Annotated in this window: 15 protein-coding genes; 3 read left to right on the forward strand and 12 right to left on the reverse strand. The window is 53.7% G+C overall.

Features of this window, described 5'->3' with window-relative positions; genetic code table 11:
• Window positions 1-178: 178 nt before the first annotated feature.
• The 5 genes from BMY09_RS05105 to BMY09_RS05125 form a co-directional block, all read right to left on the reverse strand.
• Window positions 179-370: a hypothetical protein gene (locus tag BMY09_RS05105; protein WP_091354847.1), complete on the reverse strand. Its 192-nt coding sequence runs from the start codon at window positions 368-370 to the stop codon at window positions 179-181.
• Window positions 371-414: 44 nt separating this feature from the next.
• The gene (locus tag BMY09_RS05110) at window positions 415-693 is read right to left on the reverse strand and encodes a peptidylprolyl isomerase (RefSeq protein WP_091354849.1); all 279 of its coding nucleotides are present in this window, start codon (window positions 691-693) and stop codon (window positions 415-417) included.
• Window positions 694-727: 34 nt separating this feature from the next.
• Window positions 728-2110, reverse strand: a complete 1383-nt coding sequence (gene dbpA / locus BMY09_RS05115) for an ATP-dependent RNA helicase DbpA (RefSeq protein WP_091354851.1) — start codon at window positions 2108-2110, stop codon at window positions 728-730.
• A gap of 87 nt (window positions 2111-2197) precedes the next feature.
• Window positions 2198-3040 carry an NAD-dependent protein deacetylase gene (locus BMY09_RS05120; protein WP_091354853.1) on the reverse strand — a complete coding sequence of 281 codons (843 nt, stop codon included), beginning with the start codon at window positions 3038-3040 and terminating at the stop codon, window positions 2198-2200.
• An 89-nt stretch (window positions 3041-3129) separates the two neighbouring features.
• Entirely contained in the window at window positions 3130-4464 is a 1335-nt protein-coding gene (locus tag BMY09_RS05125) for an aminotransferase-like domain-containing protein (RefSeq protein WP_091354855.1), read from the reverse strand.
• A 127-nt stretch (window positions 4465-4591) separates the two neighbouring features.
• Here BMY09_RS05125 and BMY09_RS05130 point away from each other — a divergent pair, with 127 nt between their 5' ends.
• A complete protein-coding gene (locus BMY09_RS05130) occupies window positions 4592-5188 on the forward strand; it encodes a DJ-1/PfpI family protein (protein WP_091354857.1) in 597 nt (198 codons plus the stop codon).
• Window positions 5189-5271: 83 nt separating this feature from the next.
• On the opposite strand, the gene BMY09_RS05135 is transcribed toward BMY09_RS05130, so the two are convergent.
• The 4 genes from BMY09_RS05135 to BMY09_RS05150 form a co-directional block, all read right to left on the reverse strand.
• Window positions 5272-7449 carry a malate synthase G gene (locus BMY09_RS05135; protein ID WP_091354859.1) on the reverse strand — a complete coding sequence of 726 codons (2178 nt, stop codon included), beginning with the start codon at window positions 7447-7449 and terminating at the stop codon, window positions 5272-5274.
• A gap of 309 nt (window positions 7450-7758) precedes the next feature.
• The gene (locus BMY09_RS05140) at window positions 7759-8109 is read right to left on the reverse strand and encodes a DUF4870 family protein (protein ID WP_091354862.1); all 351 of its coding nucleotides are present in this window, start codon (window positions 8107-8109) and stop codon (window positions 7759-7761) included.
• A 45-nt stretch (window positions 8110-8154) separates the two neighbouring features.
• On the reverse strand, window positions 8155-8568 hold the full coding sequence (locus tag BMY09_RS05145) for an acyl-CoA thioesterase (RefSeq protein WP_091354865.1): 414 nt from the start codon (window positions 8566-8568) through the stop codon (window positions 8155-8157).
• A 38-nt stretch (window positions 8569-8606) separates the two neighbouring features.
• Entirely contained in the window at window positions 8607-11795 is a 3189-nt protein-coding gene (locus BMY09_RS05150) for a mechanosensitive ion channel domain-containing protein (protein ID WP_091354867.1), read from the reverse strand.
• Window positions 11796-11940: 145 nt separating this feature from the next.
• On the opposite strand from BMY09_RS05150, the gene BMY09_RS05155 reads away from it, so the two are divergent.
• Window positions 11941-12894: an alpha/beta hydrolase gene (locus BMY09_RS05155; protein ID WP_091354870.1), complete on the forward strand. Its 954-nt coding sequence runs from the start codon at window positions 11941-11943 to the stop codon at window positions 12892-12894.
• Window positions 12895-12953: 59 nt separating this feature from the next.
• Here the strand turns inward: BMY09_RS05155 and serA are convergent, their stop codons facing one another.
• The 3 genes from serA to BMY09_RS05170 form a co-directional block, all read right to left on the reverse strand.
• On the reverse strand, window positions 12954-14186 hold the full coding sequence (gene serA, locus BMY09_RS05160) for a phosphoglycerate dehydrogenase (protein WP_091354872.1): 1233 nt from the start codon (window positions 14184-14186) through the stop codon (window positions 12954-12956).
• Between the two features lie 222 nt (window positions 14187-14408).
• Window positions 14409-14690 (reverse strand): pyrimidine/purine nucleoside phosphorylase, encoded by a 282-nt coding sequence (ppnP, locus tag BMY09_RS05165; protein ID WP_175483444.1) that lies wholly within the window; start codon window positions 14688-14690, stop codon window positions 14409-14411.
• 52 nt (window positions 14691-14742) lie between these two features.
• Entirely contained in the window at window positions 14743-15642 is a 900-nt protein-coding gene (locus tag BMY09_RS05170) for a LysR family transcriptional regulator (RefSeq protein WP_091354874.1), read from the reverse strand.
• A 163-nt stretch (window positions 15643-15805) separates the two neighbouring features.
• Between BMY09_RS05170 and BMY09_RS05175 the strand changes: the two genes are divergently transcribed.
• Entirely contained in the window at window positions 15806-17002 is a 1197-nt protein-coding gene (locus tag BMY09_RS05175; RefSeq protein WP_091354877.1) for an MFS transporter, read from the forward strand.
• Window positions 17003-17029: the final 27 nt, after the last annotated feature.

The raw sequence follows: 17029 nt of genomic DNA on the forward strand, positions 1-17029 counted from the left end.
TATTATAAGTACAATTCACCGACAGTTGCCCTGAGTCGTGAAGCCATTTTAACCGATCCCATATTCACAAACAAAAAAAGAGAGCTTCCCAGCTCTCTTTAATCTTTTGATCTTTAAGCTTTTTCTAGCGACTAACCACTAGCAAGTCGCGAAGCGACGTCTAGCCTCTTCTTAGCCTTTAGTGAAGCTCCTCATACTTCCGCTGTATCGCCATCAACGCAGGCTGCGCTTCCAGCGGCGCGTAGGCGATCGCCTGGTCAAACAGGTCTTTGTTCTCGTCGGAGAGGCGTTCATCTTCATTCATGGCAGAGAGTTTCTGCATCGCTTCGATAAACTTGGGGTGTTGTTTCTGTTTTTTGGCCGGTTTCATAGGAACTACCTCCGTAAGTTGGCGACGTGTATCGCGGCGTTAGCCTAGGTGCGATAGAGGGTCTGAATAAGATGAAAACCAAACTTCGTTTTCACCGGTCCGTGGATCTCCAATACTTTCTTACGGAAAACCACATCGTCGAACGCTTTCACCATGGTGCCGGGCCGGAACTCACCCAGATCACCACCCCGTTTGGCAGAGTTACACAGAGAGTGTCTTTTTGCCAGACGGGCAAAGTCCTCCCCTTTCTCCAGTTGTTGCTTCAGCTTTTCGGCCTCCGCTTTGGTCTTTACCAGAATATGCCGGGCCGATGCTACAGCCATATTAAAATACCTTTGCTCACACAGTAAAACTTTTTTATAACATTCTGACTTTAAAGCGGCGCCCTTTGATCTTGCCGTCGACTAAGCGGCTGTGGGCTTTGCGGGCTTCTTCCCGCTTCACGGCTACATAGGCAGCATAGTCATAGATATCGATCTTGCCGACCGCGCTGCCGTCGATACCCGCTTCGCCGGTGAGGGCACCAAGGATGTCGCCTGGGCGTATCTTATCTTTTCGACCGCCGGCGATGCAGAGAGTTCGCATCACCGGTTTAACCGGCTCCTCGTTGCGGGCTTTTTTCAGGCTGCTGAGGGATTTGGTCTCCAGGGTCTGCGACAGGTATTCGCTGATGGTTTCCAGCTTATAGGTTTCGGAGTCGCGGTAGAGACTGATGGCGGTGCCATCTTTGCCTGCACGGCCGGTACGTCCGATACGGTGAACGTAGATCTCCGGATCACGGGGTAGGTCGTAGTTGATCACCATGGTCAGGTCGCTGATATCCAGGCCGCGGGCGGCAACATCGGTGGCGATCAGGATAGTGTTGCTGCGGTTGGCGAACTGCACCAGCACCTGATCCCGGTCGCGCTGTTCCAGATCACCGTGCAGGGCGGCGGCAAAGTAGCCCAGATTGCGCAGGTGATCGGACACTTCACGACACTGATCTTTGGTGTTGCAAAAAATTACGGTGGATTCCGGGCTGAAGTGGCTGAGTATCCGCGCCAGCGCTTCCGGCTTTTTGGTCTGTTCCAGGGCATAGAACGATTGTTCTATCTGACTGGTGCTGTGCACCGCTTCCACGGTGACCTCGACCGGGTCAACCTGCAGATCGGCGCTGAGTTTTTTAATCCCTTCGGGATAGGTGGCGGAAAACAGCAGGGTCTGGCGCTTTTTCGGTGTGTTTCTGATCACCCCTTCGATCTGCTCGTAGAAGCCCATATCCAGCATGCGGTCGGCTTCATCCAGCACCACGGTGTTGCAGCGGGACAGGTCCAGCTTGCCTTTGCGAATCAGATCCTGAATCCGGCCGGGGGTGCCTACCACGATGTGTGCGCCATGCTCCAGTGAACCGATCTGCGGCCCGACGGACTGTCCACCGCAGAGGATGACCAGTTTGATGTTGTCTTTAAACCGCGCCAGACGGCGGATCTCCTGGGCTACCTGGGTGCTGAGCTCCCGGGTGGGGCAGAGTACCAGTGCCTGAGTACCGAAATCCCGCTGATTGATCTGTAACAGTAAGCCGATGGCAAAGGCGGCGGTTTTACCGCTACCGGTTTTGGCTTTGGCGATCAGATCTTTACCGGCCAGTGCATGGGGCAGACTGCCCGCCTGGATCGGCGTCATCTCGTGGTAGCCAAGGTCAGCCAGGTTGCTGAGCATAGCGGGAGGAAGGTTCAGGGAGGCGAAAGCGGTATCAGACACGGTGTACTCGGGATAAGAGTTAAATTGGCCGCCAGTATACCTGAAATAGTGCTTAATCGCTGCCCTGAAGTGAGGCCGCAGGACGATTCAGTCAGCGGTTAAGCTGGGCAGTGCGTGGATGCCAGGCTGCAGGAAACCGCTGATATCGCCATCCAGTTTCAGGCTGAGTAGGTCATCGGCGCGGGTTTTGCCGTGGGTGATCGCCGCAATCGGAATGTTCTGCTGAACCGCCTGCTTACAAAAGCGAAATCCGGAATACACCATCAGTGATGAACCGATCACGAGCAGGGCATCAGACCGCTGTAAACTGTCGAGGGCTGAGAAAACCCGCTCTTTCGGTACATTATCGCCGAAGAAGACCACATTGGGCTTTAACATGCCGCCACAATCGGGGCAGTCGGTCACCCTGAAGCGGCTGAAGTCGATGCCATCCAGATCGGCATCGCCGTCCGGTGCAGCGGTCGCGGTATACTCTCTGAACGCTGGGTTTGCTTCGGCCATCAACTGATGCACGTGGTTACGTTGATGCAGTGTGTGACAGTCCATACAGATCACCTGGTCAGAGCGGCCGTGCAGGTCGATCACCCGTTGCTGACCGGCCAACTGATGCAGCCGGTCGACATTCTGAGTGACCAGTTGGCGGCAATAGCCCTTCTCTTCTAGCCGTTGCAGACTCTGATGCACGGCATTGGGACGGGCATTGGCCATCAGTGGCCAGCCGATCAGGCTGCGCGCCCAGAATCGTTGCCGGGTGGCATGGCTGGTCATGAAGTCGCGGTGTTGCACCGGGGGCTGGCGTTTCCACTGACCGTTATGGTCCCGGTAATCGGGTATCCCGGACTGGGTGCTGCAGCCTGCGCCGGTGAGAATAAATAACCGGGGATGCTGCTGGATAAAGTCGCTGAGGGCGCTTGCTGTCGAATGGGCCATAGGTTCAGTGTAATCGGTGAGGTCTCTCAGGCCAACGGAATAAGTACTAAAAGATACGTATTGAAGCGCTCAGTTGGTTCACTGTGATCTTAATAGGCGAACCTTTCAATCGCCTGTCTCACCTGCGTGAGCGCCTCTTTAAGCGAGTCGATCGCCACCGATCCCAGTGCCAGCCGGATCGCATGGGGAAGATGGTCAGTCACGGCGAACGGTTCTGCGGTCGAAACGGAGATGTTTGATGTCATGAGTGTCATCGCTACCTGATCAGCCCGCACCTCCTCTGGCAGGGTTAACCAGACAAAATAAGATGAGGGGTGGCTGATAACAGAGAAGCCTTTTAATACCTCTCTGGCGATTGTCTGACGGGCCTGTGCATCCCCGCGCTTCTCCGCTTCAAGTCGGGCAACAGTGCCATCCTCTATCCAGCCACAACTGATAGCCGTCATCAGACTGGGGGTATTCCAGGTGGTGGCGCGGATAGTTCGCTCTAGCGTTGGAATCCATCGTTCAGGGGCGGCAATAAAGCCGATACGAAAACCGGTGGCCACACTCTTTGATAGCCCTGAGACGTAAACGGTCAACTCCGGTGCGAGGGCGGCCAGCGGCGGCGGTGGGTTATCGGCAAGAAATGCGTAGGCGGCATCTTCGATAATCAGCAGGTTATGCTGGCGGGCAATGGTGATCAGTTGCTGTCGCTGCTCGCTATTCATCACCCAGCCCAGGGGGTTGTGAAGTGTGGGCATGCTATACACCGCGCGGATCGGCCGATGTTTGCAGAGTGCTTCCAGGGCTGTCAGGTCGGGGCCTGTGGCGGTGACCGGTATTGCGACCAGCTCGAGTCGATGTACCTCCGCGAGTATTTTAAAGCCTGAGTAGGTGAGCGCATCGACGGCAACCACATCGCCGGGATTGAGAAGTGACATCACGGTGGTTGCCAGCCCGTGCTGGGCACCGCTGACAATCAGCAGCTGCTCAGGGGGTATCGATAATCCACGGTGTTTGAGGTGTTGTGCGACGATCGCTCTTTCATGCAGACGACCGGCATGGGGCTGATAGTGTAGCAGGGATTCCAGGTCGCCGGAGATCGATAGTTGTCGCAGTGCCTGACGCAGCATGCCGGTCTGACCGGGGATGGATGGTGAGTTGAAGTTAAGATCGATCATCCCCTCTGTTGTCGGGGGCTGGTCGATGCCATGGCCCAGCGGCAGGGCGGTTTCTCTGACAAAGGTTCCGCGGCCGGTTTCGCCGCTAACCAGCCCTATTCGCTCCAGTTCAGCATAGACCCGGGAGGCGGTCACCAGTGCCAGACCTTCCCGGGCCGCCAGCTGCCGGTGGGTGGGTAGCTGGGTGCCAGGCGGCAGCCTGCCCGAACGGATCTCGTCGGCAAACCGGTCGACCAGTTGTTTATAGCGTGCGCGGGGCATCTTCAGTTGTATCCATGACAATTTTTTTATTGTCATGAATTTAGGTCATACAATGCGGCAACGCAACTGACTACTTTTAAGTGCTAATTGTAAGAGCTAATGAAGAGAGCTAATGAGGAGAGCTGCTATGCATATTGCGATTCTGACATTTGACGGCTTTAACGAACTGGATTCACTGATCGCCCTGGGGATTCTCAACCGGGTGAAACGCCCGGACTGGCGGGTCTCAATTGCCAGCCCGACTGAGCGGGTCGAGTCGATGAACGGTGTGGTGCTGCAACGGCAGCTTACGCTTAGTGAGGCTAACCATGCGGATGTGGTGTTGGTGGGCAGTGGCATGAAAACCCGCGACGTCGTGGCGGACAGGTCGATTATGTCGCAGCTCAGCCTGGACCCTGAACGACAGCTGATTGGCGCGCAGTGCTCGGGGGCGTTGATGCTGGCTGAGTTGGGGCTGCTGACGGATCTGCCGGTGTGCACCGATCTGACCACTAAACCCTGGGTGCAGGACAGCGGTGCTGAGGTGCTGAATCAGGCGTTCTTTGCCCGGGGAAATGTCGCCAGTGCGGGGGGGTGTCTGGCTTCACAGTATCTTGCCTGCTGGGTGTTGGCACGACTGGAGGGTATTAAAGTTGCTGAAGAGGCGATTCACTATGTTGCCCCGGTGGGGGAGAAAGCGGAGTATGTCAGGCGGATGCTGGCGAATATCTCGCCCTATTTATAAAACTGATCCGGAGAGACAAAAAAACCGCGCTGGGCGCGGTTTTTTAATGATTAAAGCTTATGTTCTGAACTTATACCCCGAGCTTATACCCCGAACTTAGCCTTCGCTTCCAGACGGCGGCGGTGCAGCACCGGCTCAGTATAGCCGTTTGGCTGGATACGGCCCTGAATAACCAGTTCCAGTGCGGCCTGGAAGGCGACACTGTCGTCGAAGTTGGGTGCCATCGGACGGTACAGGGGATCGCCAGCATTCTGCTGGTCAACCACGGCGGCCATCCGCTGCATGGTTTCCATCACCTGAGCTTCAGAGCAGATACCGTGGTGCAACCAGTTAGCGATATGCTGGCTGGAGATCCGCAGTGTGGCGCGGTCTTCCATCAGACCGACATCGTTGATGTCAGGCACTTTAGAGCAGCCGACACCCTGATCGATCCAGCGTACCACGTAGCCCAGAATACCCTGTGCGTTGTTATCCAGCTCGTTCTGAATCTCTTCAGCAGACCAGTCTGGATTGCTCGCCACCGGTACGGTGAGAATGTCGTCCAGACTGGCCCGTGGACGGCTCTTCAGTTCATCCTGACGGGCGAATACATCAACTTTGTGATAGTGCAGTGCGTGCAGGGCGGCAGCCGTTGGCGATGGCACCCAGGCGGTGTTAGCGCCCGACAGTGGGTGGCCGATCTTGGCATCCAGCATGTTAGCCATCTGATCCGGAATCGCCCACATACCTTTACCGATCTGTGCACGGCCCTGCAGGCCGCAAGCGAGACCGTTATCCACGTTCCAGTCTTCATAGGCACCGATCCAGGCGGCGGCTTTCATCTCGCCTTTGCGGATCATCGGGCCCGCTTCCATGGAGGTGTGGATCTCGTCACCGGTACGGTCCAGGAAGCCTGTGTTGATAAAGACCACACGGTCTTTTGCTGCACGGATACACTCTTTCAGGTTAACGGTGGTGCGGCGCTCTTCATCCATAATACCCATTTTCAGGGTAAAGCGGTCCAGACCCAGGGCATCTTCGATACGACCAAACAGCTCATTGGCGAAAGCCACCTCTTCAGGGCCGTGCATCTTCGGCTTAACGATATACATGGAGCCGGTGGTGGTGTTGCTGAACTGACCGTTACCCTTAACATCGTGGATTGAGATCAGGCTGGTGACCATGCCATCGAGGATGCCCTCAGGAATCTCGTTGCCATCTTTGTCCAGAATAGCGTTGTTGGTCATCAGGTGGCCAACGTTACGCACAAACATCAGACTGCGGCCTTTGAGGCTGACTGCAGAACCATCCACACCGGTATATGTACGGTCAGGGTTCATACGACGGGTGAAAGTTTTACCGCTTTTGGTCACCTCTTCGGTGAGGTCGCCTTTCATCAGGCCCAGCCAGTTTTTATAGGCAACCACTTTATCGTCAGCATCGACGGCGGCAACGGAGTCTTCGCAGTCCATAATTGCAGTTAGTGCGGCTTCTACGATGATATCGCTGATACCGGCGGCATCGGTGGAACCGATCTGACTGTCGCGGTCGACTTTAACGTCCAGATGCAGGCCGTTGTGTTTCAACAGGATTGCGGTGGGTGCCTCGGCATCGCCGTTGTAACCGATCAGTTGCGCTTCATCCTGCAGACCGGTTTCAGCACCGTTGGTCAGGGTGACCACCAGCTTGCCATCACGGATACTGTAGCGAACAGAATCTTTATGGCAGCCAGTTGCCAGCGGTGCCGCTTCGTTCAGTACGTTACGGGCAAATTCAATGACTTTAGCCCCTCGAACCGGGTTATAACTGCCAGAGATCTCTGCGCCATCCGCTTCTGAGATCGCATCGGTGCCATAGAGGGCATCGTAGAGGCTACCCCAGCGGGCATTGGCAGCGTTCAGGGCGAAACGGGCGTTCATCACCGGTACCACCAGCTGCGGGCCAGCCATGGTGGCCATTTCCGGGTCAACATTGCTGGTGGTGGCAGAGAAGTCTTCGCCTTCTGGCAACAGGTAGCCGATCTTCTGAAGGAATGACTTATAGGCGCTAAAATCAAAACCGTTAGCCCGGTTGTCGCGATGCCAGCTGTCGATCTGCTCCTGAATGGCATCACGCTTTGCCAGCAGAGTGCGGTTTTTCGGTGCAAGATCGTGAACAATCGCGTCCAGACTTGACCAGAACTGCTCTTCAGTTACACCGGTGCCTGGAATGACCTGTTGGTTGACAAAGTTGTACAGCGCTTCAGCAACCTGCAGGCCGCCCGTTTGTATCCGTTGACTCATAATTTACTGCCTCATTGTAATCGTCCCGAATCCGGTGCGAGGCAACCGGACCAGGTCTATTTTGTATGCCGCAATCGCAGTGGCTCCTATCAGCGCTACCGCTATTGTGGCTTGTGCGTTGCAACAATATCGCAATTTGCAAACCCTGTCGCCCCTGAGCACTGCTAAAGTATGAAGCATATACCCCCTTTGAGGCAGGTATTCATTTCACATTGTGGAAAGGTGGCGATGGGCGGTCAGGGGGCGGTTTTCATCTGGCAAAAAGCTGCCAGATGGCAGCTTTAATGCGGCGTTACCCTGACTGTTTGGTCAGAACAACCAGTTGCCCGGTTCTGGCAGGGGCTGCCTTTTTTCAACGGCGCTCAGCCCTTTGATACAACGGATGATAAACCAGAGGACAGTGAATAACAGAATCAGATAGCCGATCAGAATAAACGTGGTAATCGCACCGATAAAGGCATACAGGAATCCTATCCAGAAGGTGCGGATCTGCCACTGATAGTGAGTCTTCAGCCAGTCCGGGGCATCCGCTTTATAGACATAGGCCATCACCAGTCCCACGATTCCGGTGACACCGATCACAATACTGATCAGGTAGAGGATATACACAATTTTAGCGTTGCTGCCATTATCCTTTTGCGTTTCTGCAACTTCATTCATACGCGTTAAGCTCCTTTTTACGATTTAAGATATATTTTTTACGATTTAAGAAATATTTTCACGGATGATATCGGGCAGAGCTACGGAGCGCCCAGTGTTATGATCCATCCACACCACCTTGGAGTAGCCTTCGCTGCAGAGCTGATCGGGGTTGTCGGTGGTGCTCAGTTCATACCAGACCATAAAGCTGCTGCGGCCAATCTCGCCAACAAAACTTTTTACGATGATGGTGGCCGGATAGCTCACCGGTCTGAGGAAGGTGCAGCCAACATTGATAATCACCGGGTCGGTGCCGTTACCGTTCATCGTTGCGCCGATACTGGCGAGAAACTGCACCCGGGCCTCTTCCAGATAGCGCATGTAGAGCGCATTATTGACGTGACCGTAGGCGTCCATATCGCCCCAGCGCACCGCCAACTGGCACTGGTGCAATAATTTCCGCTTTGGCGGTTCACTCATGATCCATCTCCTCTTCCGGTATTCCTGTATATAGGTGTTCAGTCGTCATCATCTTCACCCGGGGGCTGCCCGGTATCATTGCTGCGCAGATGCAGGTCCATCTGCGGAAACGCAATCTCGATATTGTGCTCCCGGAATAGCCGGTCAATGGTGCTGTGTAGCTCATGCACCGTCTGGTTGCGGATATCCATAGAGCTGATATGGGCGCGCAGTTCAAAGTCCAGTGTACTGTTGCCGAATGCCAGGAAAAAGGCCAGCGGCGCCGGTTCAGTAAGAACATGTTTATTTTCCGCGGCAGCCTGTAGCAATAGCTTGGTTACCAACGGGGTATCTGAACCATAGGCGACCCCGACGGGGATCACGATCCGGGTGATGGCGTCGGTCAGGGACCAGTTTATCAACTGATCGGTGATAAAGGTTTTATTGGGAATAATCACCTCTTTGCGATCCCAGTCAGTAATGGTAGTGGCGCGGATCTGTATACGGGTAACATTGCCTGTCACACCGCCAATGGTGACGGTGTCGCCGATACGGACGGGCTTCTCAAACAGGATAATCAGGCCTGAAACGAAATTGGCGACGATCTCCTGCAGGCCAAACCCCAGCCCCACACCCAGCGCGGCAACCAGCCACTGCAGTTTGCCCCATTCGAGGCCGAGAAAGTTGAGAAAACTGATCAGACCGGTAATGTAGAGACAGTATTTCAGCAGTGTCGAGATGGCAAAGCTGGTGCCAGGTGCCAGTGGCAGATAGTTCAGAACCAGCAACTCAAACAGACCGGGCAGGTTGCGCGCAGCGATAAAGGTCACTGTCAGGGCGGCCAGGGCAAAAATAATCTGCTTCAGAGTGATAAAACTCAGCACGCCGCTGTCGCTGCTGCCGGTGCTCCAGAGTGTCACCGAGTCCAGCGCTTCCAGGGCTGGCAGGGTCCAGCCGAGAGTAAACCATGCCAGGGTGAGAAAGATCAGTGCAGTGACGGTTTTGAGCAGCATATTACCCTGCTCAGATATGGTTTGCAGATCTACGAAATTCTCCTTCAGTGGTGGCGGTGTCTCTTTCTGCTCCTCCCGGGCAGACAGTATTTCCGCCCGACGGGCCAGGGTTTGGGCGAACAGCAGCTTGCGCTCTTCGATCAGTAACCAGCGTCGTCCCAGATGAAAGATCAGGTAGGCCAGAATAGCGATACATACCAGCAGGAACATCAGGCCGATCAGAATGCCCGCCGAGAGTATATAGCCCCAGAGAATCATCCCTGCCATCGCGACATTAAAGGCGATGACCGCACCGATCCAGACGCTGATATTGTGCCACAGTTTACCATCCGCTGTGTGCTGTGCATGCGGGGTCGCGCGCCACAGGCTGACCCAGAACAGGGTAAAACCGATGGTAATCAATAACAGGATTAAGCGGGTCGGGCCTGCAATAACGGTCTCATTGGTACTCAGGTCCAGCATCATCAGGAAGGCGATCAGTGGTGTGTTGATCCAGAAGAGCCAGCTCAGTCGTTTTCGCAGTGTCGCGGTGGTGTGCTCCGGCAGGCTGAACTGCCCCTGCAGTAAGCCGTGAGGCTGCTGTAACCAAAGCATCACGGTCAGGTATAGCCAACTGATCGAGGCGAGCATATAGAGCAGGTTTCTGACCGCGGCCTCATCCCCGCCGATTTTTCTGCCTAACACATAGAGAAACAGCGGGATGGGCAGTGTAGCTAATGGGCCATACAGCAGAGGGCGCAGGGTATGGCTGATATGGTCCTGACTGACATTGCCGATCTGTTTGCACCATTGCGGCTGACGTTTGTTCAGATAACGCCGGCAGAACAGCGCGAAGGGCAGCACAATCAGAAACAACCCCGATGGCAGCGTTACTTTATCCATCAGCAGCGCCCGGTAGGGTTTCAGCAGGGCGGGTAATTCAGCACTCAGATCGATAAATCCGTTAATAATCTGCGTGGGCCATCCGGTCGAGACCGGTTCAGTGCTGGGCAGCCATAGCAGGTGCTTATTAAACAGCGCCCGGCTGGCGGTTATCTGGGCGTTAAACTGTTCCTGAATCAACAACAGTTGTGACAGTTCACTGATCAGTTTCTGTTGCAGTGAACGCTGTTCGGAGATCAGCTCGCTGAGGCTCTGATGCAGCTGAGAAAGCTTTGTTTTTTGAGCTTCGGTCAGCCCCGTGGTCTGTGTCTCCACCGGGGGCTGACTCAGGGTCAACTGGTTGAGGCGCAGCTCTTTAAGCCGGGTTCGGGTGATGTCCGATTTCAGGGGCTTTGGCAGTTGTTGAATATGTTTGCGAATCTCTGAACCGGTATAGCCGATTCCCAACTCCAGCTGCAACTGGATCGCTTGGTAGGTCTGGCGAATAATCTGCAGTTGCTGTTCCAGTTGTTTACGCCGTTGTGCTGTCTGCTCGGTTTCTGCGAGTCCCTGACGGATAATATCGGCTGTTTCATTATTGCGGGTAAGTGCCTGTTGCAACACCGGGTTGTTATCGGTGTCGGCCGATTCAAACTGGCTCAGAGTTTTTTCTGCCGAGGCCCGGCTTTGCTGCTGCAGGCGCTCTTCGGCTTTGTTGATCCAGGCATTGTAGTCCTGAATCTGGTTTTGCAGACTTTTCAGATTCAGTGATGCCAGCTCTGTTCGGCCGGGCAGGGCGAGAATCTCAAGCTCGGTAACCTCCAGAGCCGACTCGGTGGCCATTTGCTGATAGCTACGCAGCAGCTCTCTGGCTTTCTGCAGCTCGGTTGTCGGTGGAATCGCTGGAGCTGAGCTAAGAGGGCTGTTAAGTTGTTGTTGCAGGGAGGATTGTTTTTCCCGTTTGCTCAGCAGTAACTTGTCACTATCGCGGATAGTCTGTTGCAGTTCATCCTGATACTTTTCCAGATCAATCAGGCCCGCTTTGGTTTTGATCAGCAGAGGTTGCAGCTCGGTGGCTGGCGGCAGGGTTTCAGGCAGCTCTGTACCGCGCTGAGGGGGGCGGTTGCGTGCTTGCTGCAGCTGTTGAGGCTGCGCCTCAATCTCAACCCGCAGATCTTTCGCCTGTTGTCGCTGGCTGATGATATCCTGAATATGTTGCGCTGTTTGCTGATAGATCGTATTGAGAGGGTTTTCAGGGTCTTTTTCAAACTGCTGTAGCTGACCCTGAAGGCGTGTCAGGTCAGCATTGAGGTCGGGCGATTCGGCCAGCCCGTTAAGACTGAACAGCAGCAGAAAAATAGATAACAGTCGCATAGATCGTGCCTTAAGGTGATGCAGTTTACTATATACGCCAATGACCTGTGCACAAGGAATAAGTTGCAAATCTGGCCTAAATTATAAGGTAGCCCCGGTTTTTTTGATCGCCCCTGTTGACGGTGAACTTAAGGAATAGTTGATTATGCAGATGTTAGATGCCAAATGCTTACGCAACAATCTTCCGGTATATAACCATGAGGATGGTATCAGCAGCAGCGAGATGCTGGAGGAGTATCTCAGCTGTTATCAGTTACATCCGATTCTGCATGCCGGGCATAAGCTGTTTGCCACCCGGCAAACGGTGCTGGGGTGTACCCTGTTTGTGCAGCATTACTGTTGCCGCGAGCAGAGCCGGGGAACGGTGGTGGTGTTGCATGGCTATTTTGATCACAGTGGGTTGTATGGTCATCTGATCTCCTATCTGCTGGAGATCGGCTGGGATGTCCTCATCTATGATCTGCCGGGGCATGGGCTTTCCCAGGGGACGCCACTGTCGATTGACTGCTTCACCACCTACGCCAGACAGCTGACCGAGCTGTTGAACAGTCGTCAGGATAGACTCGCACCTCCCTGGACTGTGCTGGGGCAGAGTACCGGCGCGGCAATACTGATAGAGCAGCAACTGCAGTTTGGTTATCGCGACTGGCCAGTTCAGCATCAGGTGTTTCTGGCGCCCCTGGTGCGCCCCTTTGGCTGGGAACAGATCGCCAGTAAGTATCGCTGGTTGAGGTTTCTGTTGCGCTCAGTGCCCAGAAGTTATGGTCCGAGCTCCGGGGATCAGCGGTTTCTGGATTTTGTTCGTTATCAGGATCCGCTCCAGCATCACCGCATTCCTGTGCGCTGGATCGGCGCTATGCTGCGCTGGATTGAAGAGGTGGAACAGTCCGGCAGTCTGGAGACTCAGCCCCTGTGTATTCAGGGGGTGGAAGATGAAACGGTGGAGTGGCGGCATAACCTTGGTGTGATCGGACGTCTCTATCCGGGGCTGGAAATTAAGCTGTTACAGAAAGCCAGGCATCATCTGGTGAATGAAGAGGCTGCTATCAGGTTGCAGGTGTTTAATCTGATAGAGCAGAAACTTAATTCACACAGTTGAAGAAGCCAATAAAAAAGGCAGCCTGCTAAGCAGACTGCCTTTGCGGATACCAGGCTGACTCAGAACAGTCGGCGGCAGCGGATAGTACCCTTAATCTGTTTCAGTTTTTCCAGGGCAACTTCTGAGGTATCAGCATTCACATCGATAACCACATAACCCACTTTCTCATTGGTCTGCAGGTACTGGCCGGCGATGTTGATGTTGTTTTCAGAGAATATGCTGTTGATTGAGCTCATCACCCCAGGGATGTTCTCATGAACATGCAGCAGGCGGTGAACATCCGGATGCTCTGGCAGGGCCACTTCAGGGAAGTTGACGGAGCTGATAGAGGAGCCATTATCGCTGTACTTGATCAGCTTCTCTGATACTTCATAACCAATATTTTCCTGTGCTTCCAGCGTTGATCCGCCAACATGCGGGGTCAGGATAACATTGTCGAACTCGCGCAGTGGCGAGATAAACTCATCATCATTGCTGCGTGGTTCAACCGGGAACACATCAATGGCCGCTCCCAGCAGACGTTTTTCAGCCAGTGCTTTGCACAGATCATCGATGACGACGACAGTACCACGGGCGGCGTTGATAAAGATCGAGTCCTGTTTCATCTCTGCAAACTGTGCCGCCCCCATCATATCTTTAGTTGAGGCAGTCTCAGGAACATGCAGTGTGACGATATCGCAGGTGTTCAGCAGCTCTTTCAGTGACCCCAGCTGGGTCGCGTTCCCCAGAGGCAGCTTGGTGACGATATCGTAGAAGAAGACATGCATCCCCAGGGATTCGGCAATAACACTCAGCTGTGAACCGATGCTGCCGTAACCCACGATACCCAGTTTCTTGCCGCGAATTTCATAGGAGCTCTTGGCTGATTTCTGCCATTCGCCGCGATGCGCCTTGGCATTTTTTTCTGCCACGCCCCGTAGCAGCAGAATGGCTTCTGCGATCACCAGTTCAGCTACTGAACGGGTGTTGGAGTAAGGTGCGTTGAAAACGGCAACACCACGCATGGTTGCTGCGCGCAGATCCACCTGATTGGTGCCGATACAGAAACAACCGACGGCGACCAGTTTTTCCGCCGCTTCAAAGACTTCTTCGGTCAGTTGGGTACGGGAGCGAATGCCGATAAAGTGCACATCCTTGACACGCTCAAGCAGCTCATCTTCAGGCAGAGAGCCGGTCAGGTACTCGATATTGGTATAGCCGTGCGCATTCAGGGTATCCAGTGCAGACTGGTGCACGCCCTCCAGCAGCAGAATCTTGATCTTGCTTTTTTCCAGAGAGGTATTTTGGCTCATGGTATGGATCTCTTTTTAATGTGGCGATGTACCTGTGTGTGGCAGGCATCCCCGGATTAGCCGGTAAAAGAAAGGGCGCTATGTTAACACAGTGTAAGGGGAAAAGGGGTGGCCCCGATGGGGGGATTTGGTGGATTTTTATTCACTTAAAGATGAATCCAGATCAATTAATAAAAATAATAAGTGATTTGGATTCATGTTTTAGGCGGTTAACAGCGCTATTCAGCTATAGAAACAGAGGTAAGCTGTTGGTTGGGCAACCTGTAGCTGGAAGGTCTGATTGGCTGCAACCCGGAACTCGGTGCCTGTTGGGAATGCCTGCCATTCATCACTGCCGGGCAGTTTGACAACCAGTTCACCACTGACCACTTTCATCAGTTCGTTTTCAGAGGTGCCAAACTCATAGTCTCCCGCAGCCATAACGCCGGAAGTCACTTTGCCTTCCGCATTTTCAAAGCCGATAGATTTTACCGCACCATCAAAGTATTCGTTTACGGTCAGCATGTTATTACTCCTATAAATGGGAGCGCTATAGTAGATATCTTTGCCTGTTTTGTCACCTGTTTGAGGTGTGGGCAGCGGTGGCGGGGGAGTGCTCCAACAGGTAATCGACAAAGGCTTTGTTTGCCTGGGAAAGGTAGCTCTGTTGTCGCCAGGCGATGCTCAGGTTGAACAGTAGTGGTTCATCAAAGGGGATGCCGATCAGGTCGCGGGCATCATCGATGGCGGGTTTGAGCAGGGCTGAGATGCCAAAACCGTGTCGTACCACGGACTGAATCAATGGGATCAGGTTGGTTTCAAAGGATATTTTCGGCGTAACATGATAACTTTTTGCCAGTTGCTCGGTGACCTGTCGGTGGAAAAAACCCTCCTTAAACAGCACCAGCTCTTCGTCCAGAAACGCTGGGTAGCTGACACTGGTCTGGCTGGCGAAAGGATGGTCAGGACTGACGCACACGAGGGTTTCCACCTGCATCAGATGTACCCTCTCCAACTCATCGGTTTCGCCGTAATCGACAACAATACCTATATCCAGGGAGCCCTGTTCTATCTGGCGGCGGATATGGGTGGTCCCACCTTCGACGACCGATAGCTGCAGTGCGGGAAAGCTGTGGCGAAAGCCCATTAGCAGTTCGGGCAGATAGTAGGAGCCCAGCATGCTGGGAATACCCACTCTCACCTGACCCCGGGTGAGGCCGGTCAGTTCCTGCATCTCCAACTCAGCATCGGCAACCGCCTGAACTATCTTGTCCGCATGCAGCAGCAGTCGTTCACCTTCATCGGTGAGGCTGATGCGGCGTTCATTACGATGGAACAGGGTCAGCCCCAACTCACTCTCCAGCCGTTTGATGGACATGCTGACAGCGGGTTGTGCCAGGTGGAGCTTTTCTGCTGCGCGGGTGAAGTTGGCTTCCCGGGCAACCATCTGGAAGCAACGTAGCGAACGGATATCCATCGGTTTACCTGAATATTGATCTGCGGAAATTCCCTTGATGCTCAGTGAGCGGTGTGACACTTACTATATCATCACAGATATTTATTAATATGATCATTTATATATATTTCTGTGATTTTATGTTGGCTGTTAGGCTTACAGCATCTAACTGGAGTGTGCTGTAATGATTGAATCGGGTAGTAAGCCGTTCTGGCGGGCAACCATCGCCCTGTGTATCGGTTCGTTTATGATTTTTGCCAACGTCTATGTCACGCAGCCTATTCTGCCGGAGTTGCAGCGGGAGTTTGCACTTACTACTCTGGAAGTTAGCTGGTCGTTTACCGTGACCACCCTGATGCTGGGTCTGTCCTTGCTGTTTTATGGGCCTTTGTCGGATGCGGTAGGTCGCCGCCCTCTGATGCTGATCAGTATGGCGGGTGTATGTCTTTGTACATTGCTACTGTCACAAGCGGACAGTTTTTCAACCCTGGTTCTGTTACGTGGATTGCAGGGCTTGTTTCTTGGCGGTTTACCGGCCATTGCGATCGCCTATATGGGCGATGAGTATTCCCGTAAAGCTCTGATGCTGGCGGTAGGCCTTTATATCAGTGGTAACTCGCTCGGTGGTATTTCCGGTCGCTTAATTGGTGGTTTTGTCGGTGAATGGCTGGGTTGGGCTGACCTGTTTCTGGTCATGGGTGTGGGTAGCTGTTTTGGTTTGTTATTGTTCTGGTGGTTATTACCGGCATCCCGGCAGTTTTCACCGCAGCCCCTTAACCTGTCTGCGATGCTGTCCCGTTTATGGGATCACCTGAGTAATCCGCTACTGTTGCTGGTCTATCTGGTGGGTGGACTGAATTTCTTTATCTTTATCAACCAGTACAGCTATATCACCTTCGTGTTGTCGGACGCGCCCTACTATCTGAGTCCGGTATGGATAGGCCTGCTGTTCCTGACCTATCTGACCGGGACCGTTGGTTCAACGCTATCGGGGCGTTTAGCGCAGCAGTATGGACAGCTTAACTGTATGAAAGCGGGCATTCTGATTCTGATCAGTGGCAGCCTGCTGACCCTGAGCAGCGCTTTACCGCTGATTGTTACTGGTTTCTTTATCAATAGTTTCGGTTTCTTTTTCGCCCACTCCAGCGCCAGCAGCTGGGTAAGCCATCAGGCAACCCATGCTCGCGCCAGCGCCTCCTCGCTCTATCTGGTGTTTTATTATCTGGGGGCGAGTAGTGGTGGTTTTTATCTTGATCCATTCTGGCACTGGCTGGGTTGGGAAGGGGTTGTACTGGGGTCGGTCATCGTACTGCTGATCACCCTCAGTCTGACACTGTCATTGAGCTCGCTGAGCGCCAGGGGTATGATCAGAGCCCATTAAGCAAACAACGATTCCAGCTTTAAATGA

This window comes from Amphritea atlantica, assembly GCF_900111095.1.
In the GTDB taxonomy this organism is placed as follows: Bacteria; Pseudomonadota; Gammaproteobacteria; order Pseudomonadales; family Balneatricaceae; genus Amphritea; species Amphritea atlantica.